The organism is Bradyrhizobium sp. Mp19 (genome assembly GCF_029952935.1).
Classification (GTDB): domain Bacteria; phylum Pseudomonadota; class Alphaproteobacteria; order Rhizobiales; family Xanthobacteraceae; genus Bradyrhizobium; species Bradyrhizobium elkanii.
Map to the genome: position 1 here is coordinate 73,882 of NZ_JASAUT010000015.1, position 24,595 is coordinate 98,476.

The window sequence follows — 24,595 nt, forward strand, 5'->3', positions numbered from 1 at the left end:
GAATGAGACGTGGAGGCGAGTGCCAGGTTAGCCGACCCGCTATATGATGCTGCTGGCATCGATGATCGGCGACGGATTTTCCGTCGAATTGATGTGCTGATTGCCGATTCCGGTGGGTTGGAAAAACACCTTCCCGGACGAGATTGTCCACAAGCCACTCAGTGACGGCGCCGACATTTGGACCGTATATTCGCCCAACACGTCAGAGAATGCTTTGTAGACAGTGAAAATTCCGGTGCACGTGCCATCGCCATTCTCCACGACGATAGAGGGATCGATTGCATTGGCGGCGACGTGCGCAAACTCGGCGCCAGAATACGTTGCAGGTAGCGGCAGATCGAAGGTTACCGTCGTTCCACTCTGCGAAATCGGAGTCACGATACTGGCGGCCTGGTCTCCAGACTTGAAAACCATGTACGGTTCGTTCAGGCGAACCGTTAAGCTGCTCGTGCCGGTATTCTGGTTTGCGGTGCCGGTCAGCGTACCGACCTGAGCCGTGTACGGCGAGGCAATGAGCGTAGCGGCGCCGAACGGTCCATTGGGGGACGTCGCTTCAGCATAGGCGCCATATGCTTGCGCGAGAGAGGCATTATAAGTGTTGAGCGTAACCACCCAGTGGCCATTCGGGCGCTGATAAACCGAGCTAGGAACGATGCCGCCGGCCTGCCAGGTATCCGCGCCTTGCGTGAACACGTTCCCAGCCTGCACAGTCCAGGTGGAGCAATCGGTGCTAGTGGCCAGCCTCAGGCCGGTCGGAACGCTGTTGGCGCTACGGATCCCGAGAAGCATCTTAAATGGCGTCGGGTCACCCGGAACGACATACAAGGCTGGCCCGATGATGCCATTGGTGGCGCTTAGCGATGTGGCCGTAATGACCGACGTCGGCGAACTGAACGTCACACCGCCATCGAAGCTATCCCAATAGGCGATATCCGTCCAAATCGTGCCGTTGAATCGCATCGCGAAAACACGGGTACGATCGCTGAGTTTGACCGGTGAAGGCTGGGCGACAAGCGTGATGCCGCTTCCCGCATTGCCCGCCAGCGGTCCAATAACGGCGTTCGATGGATTGGCGAAGCCGAACCTGTCGAAGCGCCAGATGTTGTAGTTTCCGCTCGTCCCATTTCCATTCAAAAAATAGAATGGCGACGAGTCTACGGCTTTTTTTTTACGCCTCGCACAATGTACGTTCCGCCGGCCGCGAAGGCTGGACTCGTCCCGCCGTTCCAGACCAAGCGCAGCTTCTGCAGTGCGGCCGTTCCGCCGAGGTAACCGCCCATGACATTCAACTGCACGGGTTGAAGGTCCGTTCCAACTTGATCCATATTGGCTCGGATCAACTTGTTGCCTGACGTGCCATCCGGCCGCGCAAGCCTGATCTTGAGTTGTGCTAATCGACCTGCAGGAAAAAGATTGCTCAGGGGAATATTGCTGCCTGTACCAGCGGCGGAATAGCCATGATAAGTCGTGTCAGCAGTCGTTATGTAGTGACCGGCATAGCTATAGCTGGATGAAAGAAAAGTTGTTCCATCCGTCGAGACCTGCAGGTTCAGACCCGCACCCGAAACGGAACAACCAAAACCGAACAGACCAATTTCGATTTCGTCATAGCCGGAGGGCAGCGCGATATCGAAATTTGCCGTCTGGGGAATGTTGCCCTGGTCAATGACTCGATCGACAACGCTCAACGTATCGAGGGCAGCATCAGCGCTGGCAGATTTAAAAACTGCCTTGCCGGTAGTCGTGCCACCAAGGTTGGTGAGAGCGGTGTCTTTGTTGGCTAGATCGGCAAGGTTATTGGCTGAACTGAGATCCCCAGCACCGGGCTCACCAGCGACGTTGAAGTTCCATGCTGTGCCGGTGCCGCTTCCGCTGAACTTGTCGGCGGTGATGGTGAGCGTGGTGCCGCTATAGGTGACTACGCCCTCAAGCCAACCCGGGCCGCCAGCCGTGGCGGTGGCGCGCACCCGAGCGCCGTTCTGGTACGCAAGGCCAGCCTGCGTGGTGAACGCCTTGGCGCCCGTGCCAATGCTCAGGCTGGTGGTTGACGTGCCGCCGTAGCCTGGCCCGGTTGCACCGGTTGCTCCCGTCGCGCCCGTGTCGCCCTTGCTGGCGAGCAAATCGTAATACGCCGCATTCGGCGGCGCATGACCGGTCGTCGGCGCAGTGACGATATACGCATTGCCAGCGGACGTCAGCACGTCGTTGATGACGTAAGACGTGGCGGGGTTATACGCGCCTTTGTACTGGAAACCCTTATAGGTGCCAGCCGGCACCCACGCGCCGCCCTGCATAACCCAGAGCGCCCCGGTGTCGATTTTCAAGATGCCCTGCCCGTCGTCTGCGGTCATCGCTGGGACGACGTCATTCGGATCGGTGTAGCCCTCGGGCAAGTACCAAAGCAGGCCACTCGAATCGAGTTTGGCAACAAGATCGTTGACGAACTGCATCGCCTGCGCGCCAGCGAAGCGCTGCGGCGAGACCTTCCAGATGGTGTACGCTACGTTGGTTTGCGCTCCGCCGCCCCACGGCGGAATCACGAGGTGGCTCGTGTCGGTCTTATCTGAGATTATCGTTTGAAAGTCAGCGATCTGGAAAACATCGCCCGGCAGAGCGTTGATGTCAGACCAAATAACACCGGCGCCAGTAACAACGGTGCCGTTCGCGGCGACCGAAACGGTGCCGGTCGAGTAACTGGATAAAGCAGTCAACGAGGGAGTCCTGTTTCTAATACGTTCTTGCGCTTCCGAGATCGGCAGCCACGTGCCATCTAATTTTTGCCACACCTTCGCGGTCGCCGGCTGAAACGCGAGCCAACCAGGCGCATCTGGCGGCGGTTCGGTTAGTTCGGGCGGTAGATTGCTGGGATCGATCATTGAAACCTTGGTGTTCATTTGCATCGCCAACTTCGCGTGCTAGAACGCCGCCACGAAAGCGAATGAAGGAAAGTTGCTTTGGCCAAAAAGAAGAAGACTATTCGTCGCTGGACGAAGGACGATGTGAAGACGCTGAAAGCGCTCGCCAAGCAGAAGGCCGGAGTCACCAAAATTGCAAAGAAGCTGAAGCGAACTCCGGCCGCTACAATGGTGAAGGCGTCGCTGCTTCAGATTTCGCTGGATACGCGGGGCTAATCGAGCAAATCGTCTTCTGGCTCTTCCGGCGCCCAATTGACCTTGCTGGCGTCAGTTGGCGTTAGCCCCATGCTGCCGAGACTTAACCGCAACAACCCGAGTGCCTGCACTCCAACGTCCTCGCCCGAAGCAAGGCGAGCACGTACAACCGTGGCGATTTCAACCAAGCCTCGGTGGCTGTAGTTCAGCCAAGGCGCCTCACCTTCAAAGGTGCGCCACACGACGGCCTGTTCCTGGCTCATCCATTTAGGCGGCTTGCCGAGTGGCGCGGCGGTCGGTTCGTTGCGCCTGCGATGACGCTCGGGGTGGACCAGATCTTTCCCCTCCACGAGGGCACGCGCCTTGGGAATTCTAGCTCGTGGCAAATTTACCCCTCAAGTTTTGAAATGGAAATGCGCGTAAAATGGATGGGCGCCGGTTTTTAAAAAGCAAAATCTTTAGACTTTGCGGGTACCCATGGCCTTGTTGATGGGCGCGCGCTGTTGTTCCCGCTCGCGCGCGCCCATCGTGCGCCGCTAAGCGACTGGCGCGACCTTCGGACTGCCAAGCAAGATGGTTGCGGCGACTGCGATCGAAGTACCACCGGCAGACGTCAGCACCGCTCGCAGATACTTCTGACTGCCCAAGTAACCCTGCTTGATGACAGTGTTGGCGACCAGCGTGCCTGGCAGCGCGCCAACCAGAAGGCCTGGCGCGATATCAGAGAAAGTGGTGCCATCTGGCGAGTCCTGAAGCTTTGCGGAAAACGCTCCGGTGACGGCGCCGATACTAACCACAAGTGCTGCTGATTCAAAATTCAGCGTATCGACGCTCGCACCATTAGCACTGGCCGTCAGAACCGATGGCGCAACGGATTGGGCAAAGCCCAGATTTTGGCTAATATCTCTCATCAAATGATTTCCTATTTGTCATATGAATTGGTGGTGGACGCCGTCTTCCCGAACGACGTCCACCTTGTCACGCCGGCAGAAAGGGAACCCGACGCGACGGCTATCTGCGCGCGGAACGCCCCGCGATGTATCGGACAATCGCCTCTTGAGAGTTCTGCGCAGGCTGACGACGCCACTTCGCTGGAGCCATATCGTAGAAAATGCAATTCGGGTCACGCGGCTGCCTGGCTGCGATTTCCGTCTCGGCACGCCTCAGGTCAGCGGCGCGCGACCCGTGCGTCCTGTGGTTCACGACATCGGCCTTAGCATCCGCTTCAAGCTTCATGAGCATCGCCGACATCTGAGCGCGCTCCGTTGGCGTCATAGATTTATATTTGTTCGTCATTTTCAAATCCTACAAATGAAGCAGTTCAATCGGCGCAGGCAATTTCCAGCGCGGCAGATCTTTCTCTGGTGCGTAGCCAAGTTCGATCGCGTGCCTAACCACATCGAACAACGGCGTTCCACCTTCTAGATCGCCGAATATCTCAACGTTGATCGGGCGAATGAATTTTCTATCGATGCCATCGAGGCGCGCCCGGTTGACAAAGTCGTAGTGCGCCAGAATAGATTCTCCGAGTGCCTTGGCGTTCTTCGCGATAGAGGCAGCGATGGACTTGTATTCCTTCGCCCCTACCTCAGCGGCTTGCTTGCTGTATTCCTTTCGCTCCCGCTCGATTTCAATCGACAACAGTTTGCGCGCTTCGGTAATAGCCTCCACCTCCGCACTCACCTCGCGCAATTCTGCGGCTCCATACCAATTTTCGGGCGGCATGGGCGGGTCCAGTTCTTCTTGCGATTGCTCGGGCAACAGTGAACCCAGCAGACTAGCTGCACCCTGATGGCGCAACTTCGGCTGCGGCTTGTGGCGTGGCTGCTGAGCCTGCCAAGCGGCAATAGTTTTATTCTGCTCTACGGTTAGCTCTCGGCCGCGTGGGCCGATCTCGTCGAGGCGCGCCGCAAGCTCCACTTCTTTTTCGAGCAAGCTGGCATAGCGCGGTGAAATAGCGCGGATGGTTTCGATGTTGTCCAAGTGTAGTAACTCCAAGTGTTAGGTCTGAAGGTCCGTGATGAGCGTGCGCAAGGCGTCACCGCTGATAGCAGTGATGCGCGTGGTGGGACTGTTCGTGCGCTCACCAAAGTCGAGCTGCGTTGCGCTGGTGAGGACAGACGCGGCAGCAGGATCGGGTTGGAAAATGACGCTGAGCACGCCTTCAAGGCGAACTCGACCACTAACAGCGTTCTCGAGCCAATCGCCAAACTGCAGGCCGTTACCCTCAAGGCGCTCAATTTCAGTCACGGTCGGCGCAGCGTAGTGCAGCCCGTTGTCCACGACCGCCGCGATCATGATACGCGCCAACTGCCGGTGGCTAAGGTCATGGCGACGGTAGCCGGACGGCACGAGGCCGGCCTCCGTCAGGTTCTGCACCAACCGGAGCACGCGGCGTTGATCGATGCCGAGCCGCACCGCGACAGCCCGACACGCGGGAGATTTTTTCACGCGATTTTCCGAATTTGGATTTTGAAGAGGAAATGAAAGGCGGCAACTTGCTGCGCCGAAAAAGGTGGCAACGCCGGTTAGGCCGGCGCGCCGAAGTCGTCACGTCAGACCACATCACTGCAGCCCCACAGGGGGTAATTGCGGAATCAGTGGCAGATTAGGGACGTGAAAGTCATGGATAAGAGCCGCTCTCACCTATTTTGCTTATAGACAACCCATGGCTGTCCATCCAAAGATTGACCCGTGCGCCCTTTGCGGACGTGGGGTGGTCCCCCACTATCCAAGAAACCCGCGCACAGCCCGTGCCTAGACCGATCAGAAACGAAAGGCCGGCGTGATCAAAAGCGCTGGCCGGGAGTTCGTTGACCCCATGGAGTGATTCCTAGAGGTCGGGAAAGGAAACCACGCGGGGCTATCTGCGGCGTTTCTAGAGCGCCAATGGTAGGCCGGTGCGCTCATGAACGACGGCTTATTCGTTCGGTGAGAGCTGAACCCGTAACCTTTTGGGTACGCGGTGCACTGCTGCCCGGAGGACACGAGATGCGAAAGCAGCTCATCATCCGGTGTTCTATCAAGGTCGACGTCGCTGCCTGCCTCAAGGCGATAGCAGCGATAGTTTACTTTCTGATGTGAACGGGCGGAGACCGGCCTTGTGCTGGTCTCCGCTTTCGCATTGGGACCTATGCCGCCTCGCGATCCGCTGTATCTCGCCTGGCGTACTCCGCCATCAGCTTGACGATCGCGCCATCAACCAGCTTTACGGCCATCCGCTCGCCGGTCTTGGACGACAGACCCAGCTCCTCGCCGATCTCCTCGCTGGTGAGCGTTCCTAGAGCTAGCTCCAAAACGCGACAAACTTCGCGACCAAGCCGACGCTTCATGGTGATATGGTCCATGCGCCTTGCCGCGTCGTCCTGAACGTCTGGCAGTTCATCTGGCACATAGTCCGCAGCGATCTTCGCCTTGTCCTGAGCCGGCCCGCGTGGCTCTGAGAAGGTCTCTTCCAAGGTGCGGTACTTTCCGCGCACCTTGACGGCGACAATCTTGTTTTTGGCGTCATAAAGGATCCGATTGGCCAGCTCAGGGCGACCCTTCTTCCTATCCTCCTCATCAGCCTCGCACGCGGCCATGATTTCATCCGCATCCGGGACTTCCTCGCCAAGCCGGGAGTCGATGCGGCTGATCTCAGCACGGCCAGTATCGTCAACAGGCGCATTGTCGTTGGCGGCATGGAGGCTGCCCTCGGGCAACGACACGCCCTCATCCTCAGCATAGCGCTCCAACGCCTGGATCTCGCGCCAGGCATCAGCGCGCTTCAGCCGGCCGAACGTGGGCCAGTGCTGGTTTCTAAAGCGAACTTCACTGGTGTCGTCTTGGGCGGCGCGCTGCTGGGCCAGAATGGCGCGGTGCTGCTCTGGGGTGCGCGGCTGATTGTCGTTTGCTGGTGTCATGTGTGCTCCGGAGCGACCTAAAAATAAGGTCAAAATTCGCGGGATTTAACGCGTGAGGGGGGACGGCGGTATGCGGTGCGGTGGCGGGAGAGTTTGCGGACACCCGGCTAGGCCGGCTCGGTGCTTACAGCGGCAAACGTGTCGCCAACCACCATGAAGGGCTTGCCGTGCAGATCGCCTGAGTCATTGACCTCGCCCAGTCCGCAAGCAGCGGTGAGCAGGTTAAAATGCGCCTGACCTGCCCTTTGGAGGGCTTCGTTATAGCCCTCCAGCAGAACGGCGACGCGCCCGTGGTCGGTTTGCATTTCAAGCCACTTGTCGCCATCCCGACTTTCCACCGCGCTAGCCATGACAGTCAGCGGAACGCCTCGCGGCACATCGATCTCGATAGCTGATCTTTGGATTTTGCGGGCGTATTCGGCGATCTCGGTTGAGGCCGTTGCAGAGGTGCGTTTCGGCACATCATCCCCCTCATCTTGATACTCGTCCGGATACTCATCGGGCCTTAGTGGTTTGGCCCTCGGCCTCACGCTGCGGTCCGCCTCGTCATACTTCTCGGCAGCCAACCACTTCTCCAGCGGCATCCGGCGCTGGCCAGGTTTTGCGCTTGCGGCCCATGCACTGGCGCGGCCTGCGATATGATCGGCGTCAGGGGTGGCTATGGCCTCAAAGGCGCGCTTGCTGGCCTGCTTGTTGCCGTACCGCCCATAGGCACGCCAGATGCGCTCGAAACCAATTCCCGCCTCGGCCGGCGCCTCAGCGCCCGGCCCGCTGGCGGATACATTACCTACCTGAAGCCGGTCGTAAGCCGGTTCAGGTAGGTAGGATTCGGTCCCCGTTTGGGCACCACTAGATGTTGCTAGTGGTGCCTGTTCAGGGACCGCCCCGGTCCCCGTTTGGGGACCACTATCGTTAGTGGTCCCCATTTTGGCACCACTAACCGATGTCACCCAATTCGGCATGTATTCCGAAGGCCGGGATCCCGCGCCAAGCACGCGTGTGACGTGGCCCCACTCATCGAGCTCGCGGCACGCCTTCACGACGGTCGTCCGCTTCATGCCCGTGGCGTTCTCAATGTATCGGAGGCTAGCGCGGCCATTGCCGTGCTTTTTCCAATATGAATTGATGATAACCCAGCCCGCCTTCATGTGGCGACCGCTGGTGCGCCGGTCAGTGGCTATCGCACCCAACGTCCACCACTGGGACAGCAAGTCGCCGGGCTTGGCGGTGCGCTGGTTAGCGTCGCTCATGCTGACACTCTCCGACCGCCACTGCGGCGCGCGCCAAGCTGTCGGCAACGCTGCGGTCGAAGGTCAGCGAGTGACCGAAAACACGCAGTGAGCCGTCAGTCTTGCGAATAACTGAAACGTCCATCGCCCGAACTCCGGGCGCAATCTCCACGTCGATGGAGGCAAAGCGCCTCCCGCCCGAACATGGGCGCAGATTAAGTATCTTCACTATTCATCCCTGTTTAGGCGACGCGAGAAAGCGCCCCATCAACTGCTGCCTTCACTTCCGTCAGCCACTCGCGCGGCATCTCGGATAGATGCGCTGTCCGCCATTCGGCGTCGTCACGACCAATCAGAACCTTCACGGTCACTGAATCCCCGCCGGCATAGTAGAGATCATCGACGTAAGAGCCGTCCCGCATAACCATCCCGCGTTCCTCTCGCCCATCTGGGTTGGACCAATACTCAACAGTGGGGTTTCTCGAGCCAAATACTAAATAGGCACCACGCGGCGGCCTCAGACAGCGCCCCAGAGCACACAATCCGGGGCCATCGACCGGGAAACCGACCTCCGACCGGGCAGCCCATGGGAGGCCGGTTTCTCGGCCCTGGGCGGCCCGCTTCCCGCAGTCGATCCCGATTAATCAAATGGGAACCTTCCAAGTGCAGAATGATTAACCGAAGTTAATCTTGGAGGCTGAGGAATGTCGGACGAAGACATCGCCCTGCGAGCCGTCAGTGCCGGCCCAAGAGATCCTTGAGGAATATCTCGAACCTCGCCCGCGCTCCAATGAGCGCCTAATCCTTGATCGACTGGTTGAGGTACTGGAGCAACCCAGTCTGATCGTTGCGGTCAATCGAAGTAAGCGAAGCCACAGCTGACCGTGGAACGGGTGCCACTGGCCGCCGGAAGGTTAGGCAGTCGCCAAAAATCGCTATGGGACTCAATGGCGCCCCAGTTGCCTAACCTTGGCGCTAACCCATTGTTTCATCTACATTCTGTCAATCCTGCCGGGATCGCCACCCCACTCCCCGTTCAATGAAACCATTTTCCGGAAGCCGCGAAGCCCGCCGGAAACAAACCCGGCGTAGCGTCCCGGCATTGGACCAAGGGGATTACGTCATGTGGGATTTCATCAACGAGTTGTATCGGGATTTCTGCCTGGCTCGCCTGCAGGAGATGCGGAAGCTCGAGCATCATATCTGATCGGGCAGAGCATTGATGGCGATCAGCCGTTCTCGCCGCACGGCTTGGATCACCCCGACAATCGGACCTTCGCCAGCGCACAAGTAGCCAACATCAGTCCACCACGGGACGCCAGTCCCCGTATGACTACGGGGGCGCTCGAACCCTGGCGCCGGTTTTGCAGACACAAACATGACTGGGATTGCGGGCCCAGATTGGAACAGGGCGCTGCCGGGACAATGCATTTCGAGCCCGGCGGCGTAATTTTTCGGGACAGGCTCACCGCCGTGATCCGAACGGCCTGGCGTCAGTGCCAGGACCGGTCGCTTTGCTTCGCCCCGTTACCTCTCCTGCCTAAAAAAACGACCTTGCGCGCGCACGCTCGTTCGACGCCGATAGATCCACCATTGAGGTGTAGCCGGGACGACGATCAAAAAGGTATCGCCGTTGGTTGATCGTCGTCTTCCTGGCCCGTCGCTCGCGAACGCCGACCGTCGGCAGCAATCAAACCAATCTCTAAGGTTCTCTTAACCACAAGCGAAGGCCGCACGCGGGGTCGTAGGCCGATTGCGCGCCGATCCGCGTTGTCCAGCACCATGCGTACGACAAGCCGTTTGATCGCCTCGGCTCTGTGTGGTGCGGCGGTTCTCGCTGCGCCGCTCGCAGCCGCCAATGCGCAGCAGGTGCAGGCCGGAACGCTTGAGTGTCGTGGCGGACCCGATACCGGGTTCGTCGTGGGTCCGGTGACCAACCTGAATTGCGTGCTGCACGTCGATAGCGCGCCGGACAGTCGTTATGTCGCGGCCATCCGCAATCTCGGTGTTCTGATCGGAGATCAAGAAGTCGCTGTGACCTGGAAGGTGATGGCGCCCGTGCCGTGGCTTGGAAGCGACGATCTCGCCGGCGGCTACGCCCATGCCGACGGCGCCGGCGTCAACGTTCTCGCCGGCGGCACGAATACACCGATCACGTTGCATCCGTTGAACGAGCAGAACGCCCCCTCAACGCCGCCCCTGAAAATCAAGAACCTCGAGATTCGGCCGGTGGACCGCTGGCCCTGAGCGCAGCCGGGTGATGGCTCGCGCGGACGCCAGAATGCACAACGCCGTCCGCTTGAAATACATGCGAACGGCGTTGGCCCTAGCCCCAGGAAGGTGATGCAAAATCCTGACAGCTCCAAGAATGCACACTTTGTGCCAGCGGCGCATGTCCCAAATTGGCTATCACGCGGCATGGCCCAAATGGGCCATTTGGAAACACAGAAACGAAGATAAGTTAGGCACCGAGGCGCCGGCGACGGTGCCTCACGACCAAAGTGTCTACTTGGCCTCAGCGTGGCCCACGCGCTGAGGCCTTTCTTTTTTTGATGTTCGCCGTGTGCCGAAATCAGTCGCCGTCTTTATCATTCAGCGCACGAAACGATTCCGTAGTTCTCCGTGCGTGAACAAAGTTCCGACGGCGATTGAGAGACCGATCGCTTTCTGTTCGTGCGTTGCAGGTTCCAACACTTGCCGTGAGCGCCGGGAGCGCGCTTCGCAATTTCTTAATCCAAGAATGCGTTCTTAGGGGATTGTGAGTGCACGCCTCGGTCGTCGATATAGCAGGGACCGCGATGGACGATTCCGGGATCGTCCTTTTTCCTCGATGAGGATTCGCACGACTCAAACATCAAGCGAGCAATGCGGACGCAGCACGCAGCGATCACGCCGCGCGCGGTCGCTTCAGTGTCACGCCGCCCTCCGATCGCCGGATCAGGACCGCCGCTTGGCTTCGACGTAACGCTTGAAGTTATCCAGGATCGCCTGCCAACCGCCGCGCTGCTGCTCGACCGAATGGGTATCCTCGCTGTCGAAGCTGACCTGCACCTTGACGCCGCCGGTCTCCGGCGTGAATGCGACCTGCGCGCTGCGATCGCCGAACGAATATTCGAGCAGACGGGGCTCCTCGACCCTGGTGTAGGTGCCCGCGAAATCGAACCCCATGCTGCCGTCCTTGGCTTCCATTCGCGACGAGAAGGCGCCGCCGGTGCGCAGGTCGACCGTCGCGGCGGTCGTGTGCCAATCGTCGGAAGCCGCGTTCCACTGCTTGATGTCGTCAGGTGTCGTGTAGGCGCGCCAGACATCCGCGATCGGCGCGGCAACGGTCGTTTCGACGGCAATCTTCATATGTATTCCCTCGTCGCGATGGGGTGAAATTGACGCGCTTCCCGGGCGGCGCCGGACCGCGGCCATTCTATTAGGGCCATAGATGCCTTCGTCAAATGACAACGCCCGGACCATCGGGAACATGAGGAGACCGGAGACGCCATTCAACCAACCAAATGGTGCGTGGCCGCCACAAGAATTTCGTCAGCAATGACCGTGTATGCAAGACGGGTCCAATGCCCGGAGAGCGCGTCATGCGGAACCTGAACACCGTCCTGAGCAAGCTGAATGACCGCCTGCTGCGGCTGGAGGGCGAACTGTTCGTGCTGCGATCGATCGCGCGCGCCGCCCTCACCGCCGGCGACGAGTCAGCCGTCCGCACCCGCAAGCTGCTCGAAGGCGCCAAGCTCGCGCTGTCAGACGAAGCCGAACGGCCGCTGGACGCCGCGACCGGGAAATACGTCGCGGCCGCGATCGCCATGGTCGAAGAGCTGCTTGAGAATCCGCGTGAGGCGGCGCCGCTGTTCAGGGTGATCGACGGCGGCAAGCGGGACGATTAGCGCGCTTGCACCGAGCCTAGCCGGCGTCCGCCACGGCCCTGTCATACGCCTCGATCGTCACCTTTGCCCTGAGAGCAATATCCGCGGCCGTCATGCCCGGCTTGTAGAGGCTGCTACCGAGACCGAAGGCGCGAATGCCCGCCTTCACATACTCGGCGAAACTCTGGTCCGAGACGCCACCGACCGCGGCGATCATCACATCCGGCGGCAGCACGGCGCGGATCGCGGTGATGCCGGCGGCGCCGAGCACGTTGGCCGGAAAGAATTTCAGGCTCGACGCCCCCGCGCGCGCGGCGAGCAGCGCTTCCGTCGGCGAGAACACGCCGGGCATCGTGATCATCGCATGGTCCCGCGCGCGCGCCAGCACCTCGACATCGACATTCGGCGACACCATGAGGCGGCCGCCGACGTCGTGCAGGCGATCGACGTCTGCGGCAGTCAGCACCGTGCCGGCGCCGATCAGAACATCGGCCGGCGCGCGCTTCGCCGCGATCTCGATCGAGCGGAATGGCTCGGGCGAGTTCAGCGGAATCTCGATCGCGGTCATGCCGGCGTCGAGCAGCGCGCTGACGATGCCCGGCGCCTCGTCCGGCTTGACGCCGCGCAGGATCGCGACCAGCGGTCGCTTCATCGGCGGAAACGGAATGCTCATGCGTTGATCCCTCAGTTCTTCCAGATCGCCGCCGCCGCGCCGGCGAGACCACGGCGAACCGCCTCCTCCGCGTCCACGGCATCGAGCGGAATCAAAAGGCATTCGAGCGCCATCTGATAGAGCCGCTGCAACCGGCCCGAGGCAATCAGCGTAACCGGCGCTCCCTGCTTTCGCTCCGCAAGGCCCGCCGCCAGCTCGACGCCGATCAGCGTACCCGAGATCGTCTCACGCGCGGCCTCGGCGCTGCCGCCGAACAACAGCTGCCGCGATCGCACGCGAAACAGCAGATTGGCCGATAGCGCCGGCGCCGCGAAGGCCTCCGCGACGGCCGCGCGGAACGCATCGCCGTCAACCGCCTCCTCTGCGCCGGCGACGGCGTGCGACAGGATGGTGTCGCGCGCGACAGCACTGAACAACTCTCCGGTCATGAAGGTCGCAAAGCGCTCGACCGTTCCACCGCGGACCCTGACCCATTTGGAATGCGTTCCCGGCATGCAGACGAGCGCCTCGCCCGGCGCGTTCAAGCCGAGCGCCCCCAGCAACTGGGTCTCCTCGCCCCGCATGACGTCGGGCGCGGCGGTATCACGCTGCGCAATCCCAGGCAGGATACGGATATCGCGCGCCTGCCCGCCGACTACGACGGCGCCGTTGAGGATGTCCGAGAGATGCGCCGGCGTATCGATATAGCCGGCCTCGACCCAGCCCTGCCGCGCGCCCGCCATGCCGCAGATCACGACCGGCAAGTCGGCCGCCGCGCCCAGCGCATCGAGATGCGATTGCAGCACGGCCGCAAAGCCGGTCCTGGCGGCTGCGGTCATGCCTTCATCGCTGCGCCGCTCACCGAGCACCCTGCCACCGGCACTCATCAGCCAGAGCCGGAAGCTGCTGGTGCCCCAGTCGACCGCGACATAGGAAAGCCCGCTCATCGCGCCCTGTTCCACGCTCTCAGTGTCCGGCGCACCGACGGCGCCGCTGCTCAGACGCGATAAAGGCGATCATCGCCTCACGCAAGGCGGCCCGCTGGCGTGACATCACGAGGCCTCGCCTGGCATCAGATGCGCGGCTGCGATTACCGCGCGCCCTTCAGCGTGCAGGAGGTCGTGCAGGTCGTAACGTTGCCGCGGTCACATTTGATGCAGGCATTGACGCACTGATCCATGACCTTGGGATTGTACTGACTGTAAAGATTGGCCGCACAGCTGTTGGTCGATCCCGTGACCTCCGGGTCGGACCAGCAACCGGACAGTAAAAATGCTGCGGCACTCAAAATGGCGACCTTGCGCATAAGGCCTCCTGCCACGCTCTATCCGAGTAACCTTGATCGGTTAGGTTAAATTCTGGTTTCAATTGCGACCTTATTCGGAAGCAGTATTGCTTATCCACCGGACATTTCCCCAAGGTCCGGGCCCACACCGGCAAGGCCGTCAGGCGACCCCGCCTGGCGGCTTTGTTGCCCAGCAATGCACAAGGATACCAACAAGATGGCCCGAAAGCCGCGGTGGTCGTTCAAGGAGGACCGACGACTGATGGAACTGGCACGCTCCTCAAAGTCGCTGGAGGAGGTCGTGAAGGCGACCGGCCGCTCGCCGGAGCGGATCAAGAAGATGGCCATGCGCCTCGGCCTGTCGATCAAGCCGCGCGGTACCACCAAGAAATAACCTGAAATGCAGCCGCTGCGGCGGCACGGCCGGCGCGCCTTCCAGCGAAATCAGCACCGCCTCGCGTGCGGACAACCCGCCAGAAAAAGGTCTAGAGCTCCGGCGGACAATCGTCCTTCGCCCGCACCGGGATCGCCTTGACCTCGCCCTGCGGCTTGGCCTCAGCCTCCGCCTCGGTCGCCCGGGTGCAGGTGGTCAGCACGAAGGCGACCCGGCTGCATTGCCATTCCGGCCCGAGCGCCGCATTGGACACCGGCTCGGGCGACGCCAGCGTCAGGGATAGATACGCCACCAAAACGGCACCCGCCGCGCCTGCGGCAGCCAGCGCCGCGCCCTTTCCGGACCACAGCTTGGACATCATGGCCTTGGTTCCCGCCGATCTCTGGGAGTCGAGGCAGCCCGCCTGTCCGCGTGTGATCGGAATCACAGCCGGGATCAAACAGTTCAGCCCGAGTCTTTGGGCTTGATTTGGGATCGATATTGCACTGCCGCAAGACGGGGTCAGCGCGCCGGCTCGATCACATTACAGTTGGTCCGGCCGGACATCAGGCAGTCCTGCATTTTGCTCGCCGCCGTCAGGTCATGCGCGAGCCAGAGGCCGACCGCGAGCATGACCGCTGCGACCAGCAGTCCGATCAGCGCGCCCCTTCTGCTGCCTCCGTCGTCGGAGTCGCTCATGCCAGCTTCGGTTCCCGATTGCCACGGTCCGCATCATGACGGTTTGCACGGTTGCGTGCGATCAATTCTGCAACAGTCGCGCAACGAAATGCACGGCCGCGGCCGTCGGCACCGCAATTCCGTTGCGCGCCAGGGGCGACTCGCGAAAGACTACTCGCTGGAGTGGAGCGCGTGTGCGGGGGCGTGCCGATGAGCGAACAAGAAACAACGACGTACAACTATCAGCGTTACAGGCAGTTGCTCTCGGAGGCTGTCGATGAGAGCAGCAGGCTGCGGCTGATCAGCCTGCTGATCGCCGAAAAGGCGCGCGACAGGCTGGAAGCCCAGCGCGCCTCGGACCGGAGCGCGATGACCGCCGAGACGGTCGCCAAGGTCCTGGGTAACGGACGACGCGAGCACCTCCAGCGCGGCTGAACTTTTCAACAGCCCTTGTTCGACAGCCCTTGGTGACCAGCCACTCACCACGCGTCCGCGGGGCGAACGATGGCCGCTTGACGCTGGCTCATATCTCCCTTGCTCCACAGCCATCCGTTCGCCACTGGCAATTTCGTCGCCATTCACTTATTGAAACGCCGAACCAACCCCATCCATCACCCGAACAGAAAGCAGCAAGGCTTCCTCTATGAGTGGCTTCAAGGAACTGGGTTTTGCCGACCGCCAGAAAGCGGCCCTGCAGGCGCGGCAAAACCTCCTCAACAAGTTTCGCTCCCAGCCGGGAGCTGACGATCCCGCTGTGAAGGCACGTGCCGAGGAGCGCGCGGCGATCGCCGACCGCCGCGCCAAGGCCAAGGAAACCCGTGAGGCCGAAAAGGCCGAGCAGAAGCGCCGCGAGGAAGAGGCCGCAGCCGCCGAGGCCGCCCGCATTGCGCGCGAGAAGGAAGAGGAAACCGCCCGCGAGGAGGCGCTACTCGCCGAGCAGAAGGCCAAGCGCGATGCCCGCTACGCGGCACGCAAGGAGCGCGGCAAGAAGAAGCGCTAAGGCGCAACCAGGCCCGCCAGAGCGGCGGGCCTGCGGACAGCGGGCGATGACGGCAGTCAGTTCTTCTTCATGGCGTCGTCTTTCTTCATCATCGCGCCGCCGTCCTTCTTCATGGCGTCGTCCTTCTTCATCATGCCACCGTCCTTCTTCATGGCATCCTTGGACATCGTGTCTTCCTTCTTCATCGCGTCATCCTTGCCCATCTTGTCCTGAGCGAAGGCGGCGGGCGCCAGCGCCAGGCTGAACGAGAGCAGCGCGGCGGAAAGGCCGAGGCGGGTCTTGGTGGTCATGGTGATGATCCCTTGTGTGGTCGAATGTGAGCGCGACGACTTGCCGCTCTCTCCTCGACGCACTTGCGCCGGCCGTCGTTACCTCCAATAACGAATTCTTGAAGCAGCACGGCTGCGGTCGCCCGGCGGCTGGTCGCGCGACGGTTGCGTGACGACGCGGCGTCGCCGCGCATCAGTGTGCACCGCAACAACGGCAAGGCTTGAACGTCAGGACTTGAACGTCAGGACTTGCAGCCCCGTATCGGCTCGCACTATCAGGGCGCCTCGAACTATCAGACTAGAGAATATTCACGCGAAGACCGGCTAAGCTAAAACTCCGCGCCGGCCTAACAGCCACTCAAGAAGCTCTCAGGGGAGAACAATGCTTACACGCCGCCACGTCCTCGCTTCCGCCCTCGCCGCACCCGCCGTCCTGCGGATGGGCATCGGGACCGCGCATGCCGCGACCACGCTGAAGATCTCCCACCAGTTCCCCGGCGGCACCATCGACAAGGGCGACTTCCGCGACCGGCTGTGCAGGATGTTCGCGGCCGAGGTCGCCAAGCGCTCGGGCGGCGAGCTGACCGCCGAGGTCTACCCGAACTCGTCGCTGATCAAGACCAACGCGCAGTTCTCGGCGATGCGCAAGGGCGCGCTCGATCTCAGCCTGTATCCGATGCCTTATGCCGGCGGCGAATTGCCGGAGACCAATATCGGCCTGATGCCGGGCCTCGTCACCACCTACGATCAGGGCCTGCGCTGGAAGAAGGAGCCGGTCGGCAAGGCGCTGACCGACTTCCTCGCCGACAAGGGCATTCTGCTGATTTCCTGGGTCTGGCAGGCCGGCGGCGTCGCCAGCCGCTCCAAGGCGATCGTGGCGCCTGAAGATGCCAAGGGCCTCAAGGTGCGCGGCGGCTCGCGCGAGATGGACATGGTGCTGCAGACCGCCGGCGCCGCCGTGCTGTCGGTGCCCTCGAACGAGCTCTACGCCGCGATGCAGACCGGCGCCTGCGACGCCGGCATCACCTCCTCCACCAGCCTGATCTCGTTCCGCCTCGAGGAGGTCGCGAAAGCGCTGACCTCGGGCGCCGGCGCCTCCTACTGGTTCATGCTGGAGCCGTTGATGATGTCGAAGGCGATCTTCGACAAGCTGCCGAAAAACCAGCAGGACATCATCCTCGCCGTCGGCACCGAGCTCGAGGCGTTCGGCCGCAAGGGGGCGCAGGACGACGATACCGAAGTCGCCAAGGTCTATGAGAAGGCCGGCGCCAAGGTCAGCGCGCTCGATGCAACCATTGTCGGCAAGTGGCGCGACATCGCGCGCGATACCGCGTGGAAGGACTATGGCGCCAAGACCGCGACCGCCGCCAACCTGCTGAAGCTCGCAAGCGACGTCGCCGCATGATGCATGGTCCGGTCCCGGATCAGCCCGAAACCGCAAGCATCGCCGCGGGCAACACGCCCGTGGCCTTGCTTGGGCGCGCGCTGTCCATCTGCAACAACATCATCGTGGCGTTCGCCGCGCTCGCCCTGGTCGCGGCCTGCGTGATCCTGAGCTACAGCGTGCTCGGCCGCGCCCTGTTCCACAGCCCGAACTACTGGCAGGACGAGGCGGCCGTGTTCCTCCTGGTCGGCGCCACCTTCATGACCTCGGCCTATGTGCAGAGCCAGCGCGGCCATGTCAGCATCGAGGCGTTCGTCGGGCTGCTCTCGGCGCGCGCCAACGCCATCAGGCTGTGGCTGGTCGACGTCGCGAGCTTCGCGTTCTGCGCCTTCTTCGCCTGGAAGTCCTGGACCCTGGCGCATGAGGCCTATGTCGACGGCCAGGTATCCAACTCGATGTGGTCGCCGCCGCTGGCCATCCCCTACGTGCTGATGGCGCTGGGCATGACGCTGCTCTGCGTGCAGATCCTCCTGCAAATCATCATTCCGCTGACGGGTGGCGCACGCCGATGACCGTGTTTGGTATTGGTATCTCCTACGGACTTGCCACCCTGTTTGCGATGTTCTCCGGCATGCCGATCGCGTTCGCGCTCGGTGCCGTCGCGGTCGTGTTCATGGCGATCTTCATGCCGGCGGCCTCGCTCGATACGGTGACGCAGAACGTCTACGAGGAGATGGCCTCGATCACGCTGCTGTCGATCCCGCTGTTTATCCTGAAGGGCGCGGCAATCGGCAAATCGCGCGCCGGCCAGGATCTCTATTCGGCGCTGCACGCCTGGCTGCACCGCGTGCCCGGCGGCCTCGGCGTCGCCAACGTGTTCGCCTGCGCCCTGTTCGCGGCGATGGCCGGCTCCTCGCCGGCGACCTGCTCGGCAATTGGTTCGGCCGGCATTCCGGAGATGCGCAAGCGCGGCTATTCCGGCGGCTTTGCCGCGGGGATCATCGCCGCCGGCGGCACGCTCGGCATCCTGCTGCCGCCCTCGATCACGATGATCCTGTTCGCCGTCGCAGCCGAGAAATCGCTGGGACGGCTGTTTCTCGCCGGCATCGGCCCCGGCCTGCTGCTGGTGACGCTGTTCGGTTTCTACGCCGTGTTCCGCTTCCGCAAGGAATACGCCATGGCCCGCGCGGTCTATGACGCGACCGGCAAGGACGCGGCGATCCTTCAGCATGACGAATTCACCATGGCCGAGCGCTTCAGCGCGCTGCCGCGCGTGATCCCGTTCGTGCTGCTGCTGACCGGCGTGATGATCGCGCTCTACGGCGGCTACGCCACGCCATCGGAAACCGCCGGCCTCGGCGGCCTCCTGGCGCTCGGGCTGATCGCCGTGATCTACAGCGTGTGGACACCCAGCGACCTGTCGCCGATCCTGAAATCGACCATCCGCGAGTCCACCATGCTGATGCTGATCATCGGCATGTCACTGCTCTATTCCTATGTGATGAGCTACCTGCATATCTCGCAGTCGGCGGCGGAAGCGATCGTCGCAATGCACCTGCCGCGCTGGGAGCTCTTGTTTGCGATCCTCGTGATGGTGATCGTGCTCGGCTTCTTCCTGCCGCCGGTCTCGATCATCCTGATGACCGCGCCGATCATCCTGCCGCCGCTCCGTGCGGCCGAGTTCGACATCATCTGGTTCGGCGTCGTCATGACCATCGTGATGGAGATGGGCCTGATCCATCCGCCGGTCGGCCTCAACATCTTCGTCATCCGCAACGTCGCGCCCGACATTCCCTTGAGCGAGGTGATCTGGGGCACGCTGCCGTTCGTGCTGCTGATGATGTTCGCAGTGCTGTTACTCTGCTTCTTTCCGCAGATCTCGACCTGGCTGCCGAATCTGATCATGGGGCCGGACGGCGGGCGCTAGACCGTTTTCGCGCAGGGGGACGCGGCAAGACGAGAGTTTCAGGCCGCCTCCTGCTCGCGTTCCGCGAGCGCCTTCTCGATCCGGCGGACCAGCAACGCCGTCGGACGCCCCTCGCGCTGTAGCCGGCGGAGTTCGTTCCACAGCCTGATGATTTCGCGGTCTCGCTCGGCGTCCATGGCGGCACTCTCCCGGAGCGCGCCAATATGAACGAAACGAGAACGAAACTCAAGGCCCCGAGATCAAGACGCAGTCGCTCGTGCAGGAACCGGAGCGACGCGGCGCGATTGGTTCCTTCATGAAAATGGCCAAGGCAATTCGCAAGCAGGCGCAGACCGCGGAGCGGGTTGCATTGACGACGGCCGACGCACTTGTCGCCAACCAGATGCGCTCCCTCGCCCGCGCCTTCAGGAGCCAGGCCGATATCCTGAAGAGGAAAGAGAAGAAAAAGAAGAAGTGAGACGCGCCTGCGGTCGCGGCTCAGGGATAGCCATCACCCGGCGTGTCGACCTCGACCACGTCGATCCGCGACGTGGACCTGCCCTTGCGTAGCTTCTCGTAGGACGTCTCCGCGCTCAGGCAGAACAGCGTCCTGCGGTCCGCGCCTCCGAGCGCGCAGGCAAGCGCGCGGCGGCCGGACAGCGTGATGCGCTCACGCTCCACACCGGTGCGATCGATCCGGACAAAAGCATCCTCCGTAAAAGACGCGACCCAGGTCGCCCCGTCGGCATCGAGGCAGATGCCGTCGGGGTCGTTGACGCTGCCGAACCGCCCGCGCAGGCTCAGGCCGCCGTCCGGCGCGATGTCGTAATCGGTGAGACCTGCGCCATCCATTTCGGCAACGACGAGCCGGCGATGGTCGGAGGAGACCGCAATGCCGTTGGGAAACCGCAAGCCTTCCGCGACGACGCGCGCACTGCCGTCGGGCGTCACGAGGATGATCCGGCCGAACGCACCGCGGCGCTCCGGCGGCGGCAGGTTGAAGCCGAGATCGCCGACATAGGCGCGTCCCTGCCCGTCGATGATCATGTCGTCGATCGTGCCGGTCGCGACCTCGGAGAGATCGGCATAGAGGGACAGTGCTCCATCGGAAAACCGCAGCAGCCGCTTCCTGAACATCGTCAGCACGACGATGTCGCCATCAGGCAGGACGCCGAGCCCGCACGGCGTGTCGTCGGTCAGCGCGGCATGCTCCTGCAACTCGCCCGATGGGCTGATGCTCAGAAGCGTCCGCGCCATGCAATCGACGAACCAGAGCCGCCGGCGATGCCAGCGCGGGCCTTCGAAATAGCGGCCGCCGTCGAGGATGGTTCTGAGGCGTGCCGTCATGGCGCACCGGCTGGCGAAAAGTGATCTGTCAGTGACATCGGCAGCCCCCACGCGTGCTCGCAACGACGATACAACTCACGAGGAACCGGTCAAAGCACGGTGCTGCCTGTCCGTTTCCGCCCGTAAAAACCCCGGTTCCCGCGGGTTCCACACGCCATATTCCATATTTCGCCGCGTTTTCCCTGTTGAGTTGCAGCTGCATTAACACTCGAGAATCGAGGGTAGTGATAATCTGCGGCGGTTGTGCCGCCGTATGACGCGTTCTGTTGTGCCTCATGGTTTCTCAGGGGGGACCAGGGAATGAACCGTTGCCTACGTCCGCTGGCGTGTTTCGCCACCGCCGCCGCGCTCGCGCTGCTTCCGGTCCAGGCGACCGCCAAGCCGCATCACCAGCACCAGGCCAAGAGCGGCCACGGGGACAAGAAAGCGCATGGCGGCAAGGCCGCGCGCGAGAGTGCCTCCGGCAAGCGGCGGCACGCCAGACATGGCGCCGATAAACGGAAATCCGCGAAGGCCAAATCCGCTCCTGCCAAATCGGCTGAGAAGGCGCCCGAGCCGGAGAAACCCGCCGGGCCGCAATTGTCGGGCGATCTCGCCACGATCAGGGACGCGATCCTTGCCGCGCGCAGAGGCAAGACCAGCGACGCGACCGACATCCAGGCCAAAATCACCGACCCGGTCGGGCGAAAACTCGTCGAGTGGTATCTGCTGCGCCACTCGGAATCGAGCGCGCCGTTCACCCGCTATGCGGCATTCGTGACGGGCAACCCGGACTGGCCAAGCGTCACGCTGTTGCGCAAGCGCGCCGAAGCGCGGATGTGGCAGGAGCGCAGCGATCCGGCCACCGTGCACGGCTTCACCCTCGATCAGCCGATCAGCGCCAAGGGCAAGTTCGCGCTCGCCCGCACGCTGCTGGCCGAAGGCGACCGCGACGGCGCCACCCGGCTGGTGCGCGAAGCCTGGCGCTCGGAGGAGCTGTCCGATCGCACCGAGAGCGACGCCTATGATGCGTTCAAGGACCTGCTGACGCGCGACGACCATCGCGCACGCATGGACAAGCGGATCGGCGCCAAGGATCTCGCCGGCGCGAGGCGCGCGGCGCAGCGGCTCGGCGGCGACGATCTGGCGATCGTGAAAGCCTGCGGCGCGGTCCGCGGACAATCCAGCAAGGCAGAGGACACACTCAACGATGTGCCGGCCGATGCCCGCCGCGATCTCGGCTACACGCTGTGCCGAATTCAGTGGCTGCTTGCGAAGAACAAGGTCGACGAAGCGGCGCGCGTGACGATCGCGGCTGAGCCCGAGACGATGGCGCAACAGGACACCGACCAGTGGTGGCGCGAGCGCCGCATCCTCTCCCGCAAGCTGCTCGACCAGGGCGAGTACCAGGTGGCCTATGACGTGATCCGGCCCGCAGCGGCGCCGGACAATCCCTATTACCGCTCCGACATGCACTTCATGCGCGGCTGGATCGCGCTGCGTTATCTCAACGACGCCAACACCGCCGCGGCGCACTTCGCGCATATCGACGAGGGCCAGACCAACCCGACCGTGCTGGCGCGCGCCGCCTATTGGCGCGGCCGCGCCGCCGAGGCTCTCGGCAATTCTGCGGCGATGCGGGCCGATTACCAGGCCGCCGCGCGCTACCCGACGGCCTATTACGGTCAGCTCGCGCTGGCCAGGCTCGGCCGTGATGGTGGCGTCGAGCTGCGCGCGCCCTCGCCGGCCGCTAGCGCCGGCAGCATGGCGGCGGATGAGCGCGTCCGCGCCGCCGATATGCTCTATGCGATCGGCGAGCCCGACATCGTGCTCTATTTCGCCGCCGACCTCGCCGAGGAAAGCACCGATGTCGGGATGCTCGAAGCGCTCGGCGAGCTGACCGGCCGCCGCAACGATGCCCGCGCCATGCTGCAGATCGGCAAGATCGCGCTCGCGCGCGGCTTTGCCTTCGACCATTACGCTTTTCCGGTGATCGGCATTCCCAAGCACACGCCGATCGCCCCCGATATCGGGCGCAGCATGACCTACTCGATCGCGCGTACCGAAAGCGCGTTCGACCAGCGCGACAAGTCGGCAGCCAACGCAGTCGGCCTGATGCAGGTGACACCGGAAGCCGGCCGTGACACCGCCAAGCGCTTCGGCGTCAGCTATGACTGGAGCCGGATGGTGTCCGATCCCGTCTACAACACCCAGATGGGCGCAGCCGAGCTCAGCGCGTTGCTGTCGGAATATCGCAACTGCCACATCATGACCTTTGCCGGCTACAACGCCGGCCGCGGCCGCGTTCGCGACTGGATCAAGGCCTATGGCGACCCGCGCGATCCCAAGGTCGATCCGGTCGACTGGGTGGAGCGGATCCCGATCTCCGAGACGCGCAACTACGTCCAGCGCGTGATGGAGAATTTCGCGGTCTACCAGGCACGGTTCGAGGACGCCGGCACGGCGGTCGCCAAGAACGGCGAGCGCGTCGTGACACAGGAGAGCAACGCGGCGCCGGCTGAGGCAATGCCGTCGCAATAATCCAGCGTCGCCCCGGCCTAGTGCGCAATTGCGCACGGGGCCGGGACGACGCGGAGAGAGCGCGGTTCAATCCACCTTCACGTTGGCGGCCTTGATCATCGGCCACCATTTTGCGATTTCCGCCTTCTGCCAGGCGCCGAGTGCATCCGGCGTGAGCTGGTCCTTCGGCGGCATCTGCAAGCCCAAATTCTCGAGCTGCTTCTGCACGGCCGGATCGGCCATCGCTTCGACCGCTGCGGCATTGAGCTTGGCCACGATCTCCTTCGGGGTACCCTTCGGCACCCAGAGGCCGGACCACAGCGTCATGTGGAAGCCCGGCAGGCCGGCCTCGTCGACGGTCGGGACGTCGGGCGCATTCGCGACCCGCTTGGAGTCGGTCACCGCATAGGCGCGGATATTGCCGGCACGGACCTGGTTGATCGAGTTCGAGGTCTGGTCGACGATGATGTCGATCTGGCCGGCGACGAGATCGTTCAGCGCCGGCCCGGTGCCGCGATACGGCACATATTGCAGCTTGGTGCCGGAGACGTTCTCGAAATAGAGCCCGGCGATATGGCTGCCGCTGCCGGCGCCGGCGGTGCCCGCGGTCGGCGGCGCCGACCGCGACTTCAGCCACTCCAGCAATTCCTTCAGCGATTTCGCCGGCACGGCGTTCTTGCTGACGATGATCATCGGGTTGCTCGGCAGCAGCACCACCGGCTCAAGATCGGTGACGAGGTCGTAGCCGAGCTTGTAGATCGCGCCGTTGGCGACATGGGTGCCGAGATGGCCAAACGAGATGGTGTAGCCGTCGGGCGCCGAGCGCACCGCACGGCCGACGCCGATCGAGCCGCCCGCCCCGGTCACGTTCTCGATTAGCAGCACCTCGCCCAGCGACTGCTTCATGCGCTCGCCGAGGATGCGCGCCATCGCATCCGAGGGGCCACCGGCAGCAAACGGCACCACGATGGTGATCGGGTGCGCGGGATAGGTTTCCGCGGAAACGGTCCCCGTCAACGCCAACATCGCCAACACGGCCAGAACCAGCTTCCGCATCACGCTCTCCCTCAATTTTCTTGTTTCCAATTATTT

Annotated in this window: 30 protein-coding genes; 11 read left to right on the forward strand and 19 right to left on the reverse strand. The window is 62.6% G+C overall.

What is annotated here, in order from left to right; translation table 11 throughout:
• Window positions 1–39: 39 nt before the first annotated feature.
• Both QJT82_RS18560 and QJT82_RS18565 read right to left on the reverse strand, forming a co-directional pair.
• The gene (locus QJT82_RS18560) at window positions 40–1,134 is read right to left on the reverse strand and encodes a hypothetical protein (RefSeq protein ID WP_028339739.1); all 1,095 of its coding nucleotides are present in this window, start codon (window positions 1,132–1,134) and stop codon (window positions 40–42) included.
• 20 nt (window positions 1,135–1,154) lie between these two features.
• Window positions 1,155–2,894 (reverse strand): hypothetical protein, encoded by a 1,740-nt coding sequence (locus QJT82_RS18565; RefSeq protein ID WP_245288679.1) that lies wholly within the window; start codon window positions 2,892–2,894, stop codon window positions 1,155–1,157.
• Window positions 2,895–2,954: 60 nt separating this feature from the next.
• Between QJT82_RS18565 and QJT82_RS18570 the strand changes: the two genes are divergently transcribed.
• Entirely contained in the window at window positions 2,955–3,131 is a 177-nt protein-coding gene (locus QJT82_RS18570; RefSeq protein WP_196238137.1) for a hypothetical protein, read from the forward strand.
• On the opposite strand, the gene QJT82_RS18575 is transcribed toward QJT82_RS18570, so the two are convergent.
• The 7 genes from QJT82_RS18575 to QJT82_RS18605 all read right to left on the reverse strand — a co-directional run bounded on the left by QJT82_RS18575 (window position 3,128) and on the right by QJT82_RS18605 (window position 8,669).
• Entirely contained in the window at window positions 3,128–3,460 is a 333-nt protein-coding gene (locus QJT82_RS18575) for a hypothetical protein (RefSeq protein ID WP_245288678.1), read from the reverse strand. The genes QJT82_RS18570 and QJT82_RS18575 overlap by 4 nt on opposite strands.
• A 186-nt stretch (window positions 3,461–3,646) precedes the next feature.
• A complete protein-coding gene (locus tag QJT82_RS18580; protein ID WP_264641818.1) occupies window positions 3,647–4,021 on the reverse strand; it encodes a hypothetical protein in 375 nt (124 codons plus the stop codon).
• 394 nt (window positions 4,022–4,415) lie between these two features.
• On the reverse strand, window positions 4,416–5,093 hold the full coding sequence (locus QJT82_RS18585; RefSeq protein WP_155258398.1) for a hypothetical protein: 678 nt from the start codon (window positions 5,091–5,093) through the stop codon (window positions 4,416–4,418).
• 18 nt (window positions 5,094–5,111) lie between these two features.
• A complete protein-coding gene (locus QJT82_RS18590) occupies window positions 5,112–5,561 on the reverse strand; it encodes a hypothetical protein (protein ID WP_155258397.1) in 450 nt (149 codons plus the stop codon).
• Window positions 5,562–6,241: 680 nt separating this feature from the next.
• Window positions 6,242–7,012 (reverse strand): hypothetical protein, encoded by a 771-nt coding sequence (locus QJT82_RS18595; protein WP_028339732.1) that lies wholly within the window; start codon window positions 7,010–7,012, stop codon window positions 6,242–6,244.
• A 107-nt stretch (window positions 7,013–7,119) separates the two neighbouring features.
• Window positions 7,120–8,262: a hypothetical protein gene (locus QJT82_RS18600; RefSeq protein ID WP_028339731.1), complete on the reverse strand. Its 1,143-nt coding sequence runs from the start codon at window positions 8,260–8,262 to the stop codon at window positions 7,120–7,122.
• Window positions 8,263–8,483: 221 nt separating this feature from the next.
• Window positions 8,484–8,669, reverse strand: coding sequence for a hypothetical protein (locus tag QJT82_RS18605; RefSeq protein ID WP_028339730.1), 186 nt, complete (start codon window positions 8,667–8,669; stop codon window positions 8,484–8,486).
• A 1,342-nt stretch (window positions 8,670–10,011) separates the two neighbouring features.
• Here QJT82_RS18605 and QJT82_RS18610 point away from each other — a divergent pair.
• Window positions 10,012–10,488 carry a DUF992 domain-containing protein gene (locus QJT82_RS18610; RefSeq protein WP_155258396.1) on the forward strand — a complete coding sequence of 159 codons (477 nt, stop codon included), beginning with the start codon at window positions 10,012–10,014 and terminating at the stop codon, window positions 10,486–10,488.
• A 690-nt stretch (window positions 10,489–11,178) separates the two neighbouring features.
• Here the strand turns inward: QJT82_RS18610 and QJT82_RS18615 are convergent.
• Window positions 11,179–11,592: an SRPBCC family protein gene (locus QJT82_RS18615; protein ID WP_028339728.1), complete on the reverse strand. Its 414-nt coding sequence runs from the start codon at window positions 11,590–11,592 to the stop codon at window positions 11,179–11,181.
• 233 nt (window positions 11,593–11,825) lie between these two features.
• On the opposite strand from QJT82_RS18615, the gene QJT82_RS18620 reads away from it, so the two are divergent.
• Window positions 11,826–12,131: a hypothetical protein gene (locus QJT82_RS18620; protein ID WP_028339727.1), complete on the forward strand. Its 306-nt coding sequence runs from the start codon at window positions 11,826–11,828 to the stop codon at window positions 12,129–12,131.
• Between the two features lie 16 nt (window positions 12,132–12,147).
• Here the strand turns inward: QJT82_RS18620 and QJT82_RS18625 are convergent, their stop codons facing one another.
• From QJT82_RS18625 to QJT82_RS18635, 3 genes are all read right to left on the reverse strand, one after another.
• The gene (locus tag QJT82_RS18625) at window positions 12,148–12,783 is read right to left on the reverse strand and encodes a 2-dehydro-3-deoxy-6-phosphogalactonate aldolase (protein WP_028339726.1); all 636 of its coding nucleotides are present in this window, start codon (window positions 12,781–12,783) and stop codon (window positions 12,148–12,150) included.
• Between the two features lie 11 nt (window positions 12,784–12,794).
• Window positions 12,795–13,709 (reverse strand): 2-dehydro-3-deoxygalactonokinase, encoded by a 915-nt coding sequence (locus tag QJT82_RS18630; protein WP_028339725.1) that lies wholly within the window; start codon window positions 13,707–13,709, stop codon window positions 12,795–12,797.
• Window positions 13,710–13,852: 143 nt separating this feature from the next.
• Window positions 13,853–14,068 carry a hypothetical protein gene (locus tag QJT82_RS18635; RefSeq protein WP_026192800.1) on the reverse strand — a complete coding sequence of 72 codons (216 nt, stop codon included), beginning with the start codon at window positions 14,066–14,068 and terminating at the stop codon, window positions 13,853–13,855.
• A gap of 196 nt (window positions 14,069–14,264) precedes the next feature.
• On the opposite strand from QJT82_RS18635, the gene QJT82_RS18640 reads away from it, so the two are divergent.
• Window positions 14,265–14,441 carry a hypothetical protein gene (locus QJT82_RS18640; protein ID WP_167350394.1) on the forward strand — a complete coding sequence of 59 codons (177 nt, stop codon included), beginning with the start codon at window positions 14,265–14,267 and terminating at the stop codon, window positions 14,439–14,441.
• Between the two features lie 91 nt (window positions 14,442–14,532).
• On the opposite strand, the gene QJT82_RS18645 is transcribed toward QJT82_RS18640, so the two are convergent.
• Window positions 14,533–14,802: a hypothetical protein gene (locus QJT82_RS18645; RefSeq protein ID WP_035631163.1), complete on the reverse strand. Its 270-nt coding sequence runs from the start codon at window positions 14,800–14,802 to the stop codon at window positions 14,533–14,535.
• Window positions 14,803–14,942: 140 nt separating this feature from the next.
• On the reverse strand, window positions 14,943–15,119 hold the full coding sequence (locus QJT82_RS18650) for a hypothetical protein (RefSeq protein WP_196238136.1): 177 nt from the start codon (window positions 15,117–15,119) through the stop codon (window positions 14,943–14,945).
• Between the two features lie 189 nt (window positions 15,120–15,308).
• On the opposite strand from QJT82_RS18650, the gene QJT82_RS18655 reads away from it, so the two are divergent.
• Window positions 15,309–15,533, forward strand: a complete 225-nt coding sequence (locus tag QJT82_RS18655; RefSeq protein ID WP_028339724.1) for a hypothetical protein — start codon at window positions 15,309–15,311, stop codon at window positions 15,531–15,533.
• Window positions 15,534–15,741: 208 nt separating this feature from the next.
• On the forward strand, window positions 15,742–16,098 hold the full coding sequence (locus QJT82_RS18660; protein ID WP_028339723.1) for a DUF6481 family protein: 357 nt from the start codon (window positions 15,742–15,744) through the stop codon (window positions 16,096–16,098).
• A gap of 56 nt (window positions 16,099–16,154) precedes the next feature.
• Here the strand turns inward: QJT82_RS18660 and QJT82_RS18665 are convergent, their stop codons facing one another.
• Window positions 16,155–16,394, reverse strand: a complete 240-nt coding sequence (locus tag QJT82_RS18665) for a pentapeptide MXKDX repeat protein (RefSeq protein ID WP_028339722.1) — start codon at window positions 16,392–16,394, stop codon at window positions 16,155–16,157.
• A 355-nt stretch (window positions 16,395–16,749) separates the two neighbouring features.
• On the opposite strand from QJT82_RS18665, the gene dctP reads away from it, so the two are divergent.
• The 3 genes from dctP to QJT82_RS18680 are packed head-to-tail and all read left to right on the forward strand — an operon-like array spanning window position 16,750 to window position 19,678.
• Window positions 16,750–17,772, forward strand: coding sequence for a TRAP transporter substrate-binding protein DctP (dctP, locus tag QJT82_RS18670; RefSeq protein WP_028339721.1), 1,023 nt, complete (start codon window positions 16,750–16,752; stop codon window positions 17,770–17,772).
• A complete protein-coding gene (locus tag QJT82_RS18675; RefSeq protein ID WP_028339720.1) occupies window positions 17,769–18,323 on the forward strand; it encodes a TRAP transporter small permease in 555 nt (184 codons plus the stop codon). The genes dctP and QJT82_RS18675 overlap by 4 nt, the downstream gene beginning before the upstream one ends.
• Window positions 18,320–19,678, forward strand: coding sequence for a TRAP transporter large permease (locus QJT82_RS18680; protein ID WP_028339719.1), 1,359 nt, complete (start codon window positions 18,320–18,322; stop codon window positions 19,676–19,678). The genes QJT82_RS18675 and QJT82_RS18680 overlap by 4 nt, the downstream gene beginning before the upstream one ends.
• 38 nt (window positions 19,679–19,716) lie before the next feature.
• On the opposite strand, the gene QJT82_RS18685 is transcribed toward QJT82_RS18680, so the two are convergent.
• Window positions 19,717–19,854, reverse strand: coding sequence for a hypothetical protein (locus QJT82_RS18685; protein ID WP_155258394.1), 138 nt, complete (start codon window positions 19,852–19,854; stop codon window positions 19,717–19,719).
• Between the two features lie 80 nt (window positions 19,855–19,934).
• On the opposite strand from QJT82_RS18685, the gene QJT82_RS18690 reads away from it, so the two are divergent.
• Entirely contained in the window at window positions 19,935–20,135 is a 201-nt protein-coding gene (locus QJT82_RS18690) for a hypothetical protein (protein ID WP_155258393.1), read from the forward strand.
• 20 nt (window positions 20,136–20,155) lie between these two features.
• On the opposite strand, the gene QJT82_RS18695 is transcribed toward QJT82_RS18690, so the two are convergent.
• Entirely contained in the window at window positions 20,156–21,004 is an 849-nt protein-coding gene (locus QJT82_RS18695; RefSeq protein ID WP_028339718.1) for an SMP-30/gluconolactonase/LRE family protein, read from the reverse strand.
• A 300-nt stretch (window positions 21,005–21,304) separates the two neighbouring features.
• Between QJT82_RS18695 and QJT82_RS18700 the strand changes: the two genes are divergently transcribed.
• Window positions 21,305–23,524, forward strand: coding sequence for a lytic transglycosylase domain-containing protein (locus QJT82_RS18700; protein ID WP_028339717.1), 2,220 nt, complete (start codon window positions 21,305–21,307; stop codon window positions 23,522–23,524).
• Between the two features lie 66 nt (window positions 23,525–23,590).
• Here QJT82_RS18700 and QJT82_RS18705 read toward each other — a convergent pair whose 3' ends face one another.
• Window positions 23,591–24,559: a tripartite tricarboxylate transporter substrate binding protein BugD gene (locus QJT82_RS18705; RefSeq protein WP_028339716.1), complete on the reverse strand. Its 969-nt coding sequence runs from the start codon at window positions 24,557–24,559 to the stop codon at window positions 23,591–23,593.
• Window positions 24,560–24,595 lie beyond the last annotated feature (36 nt).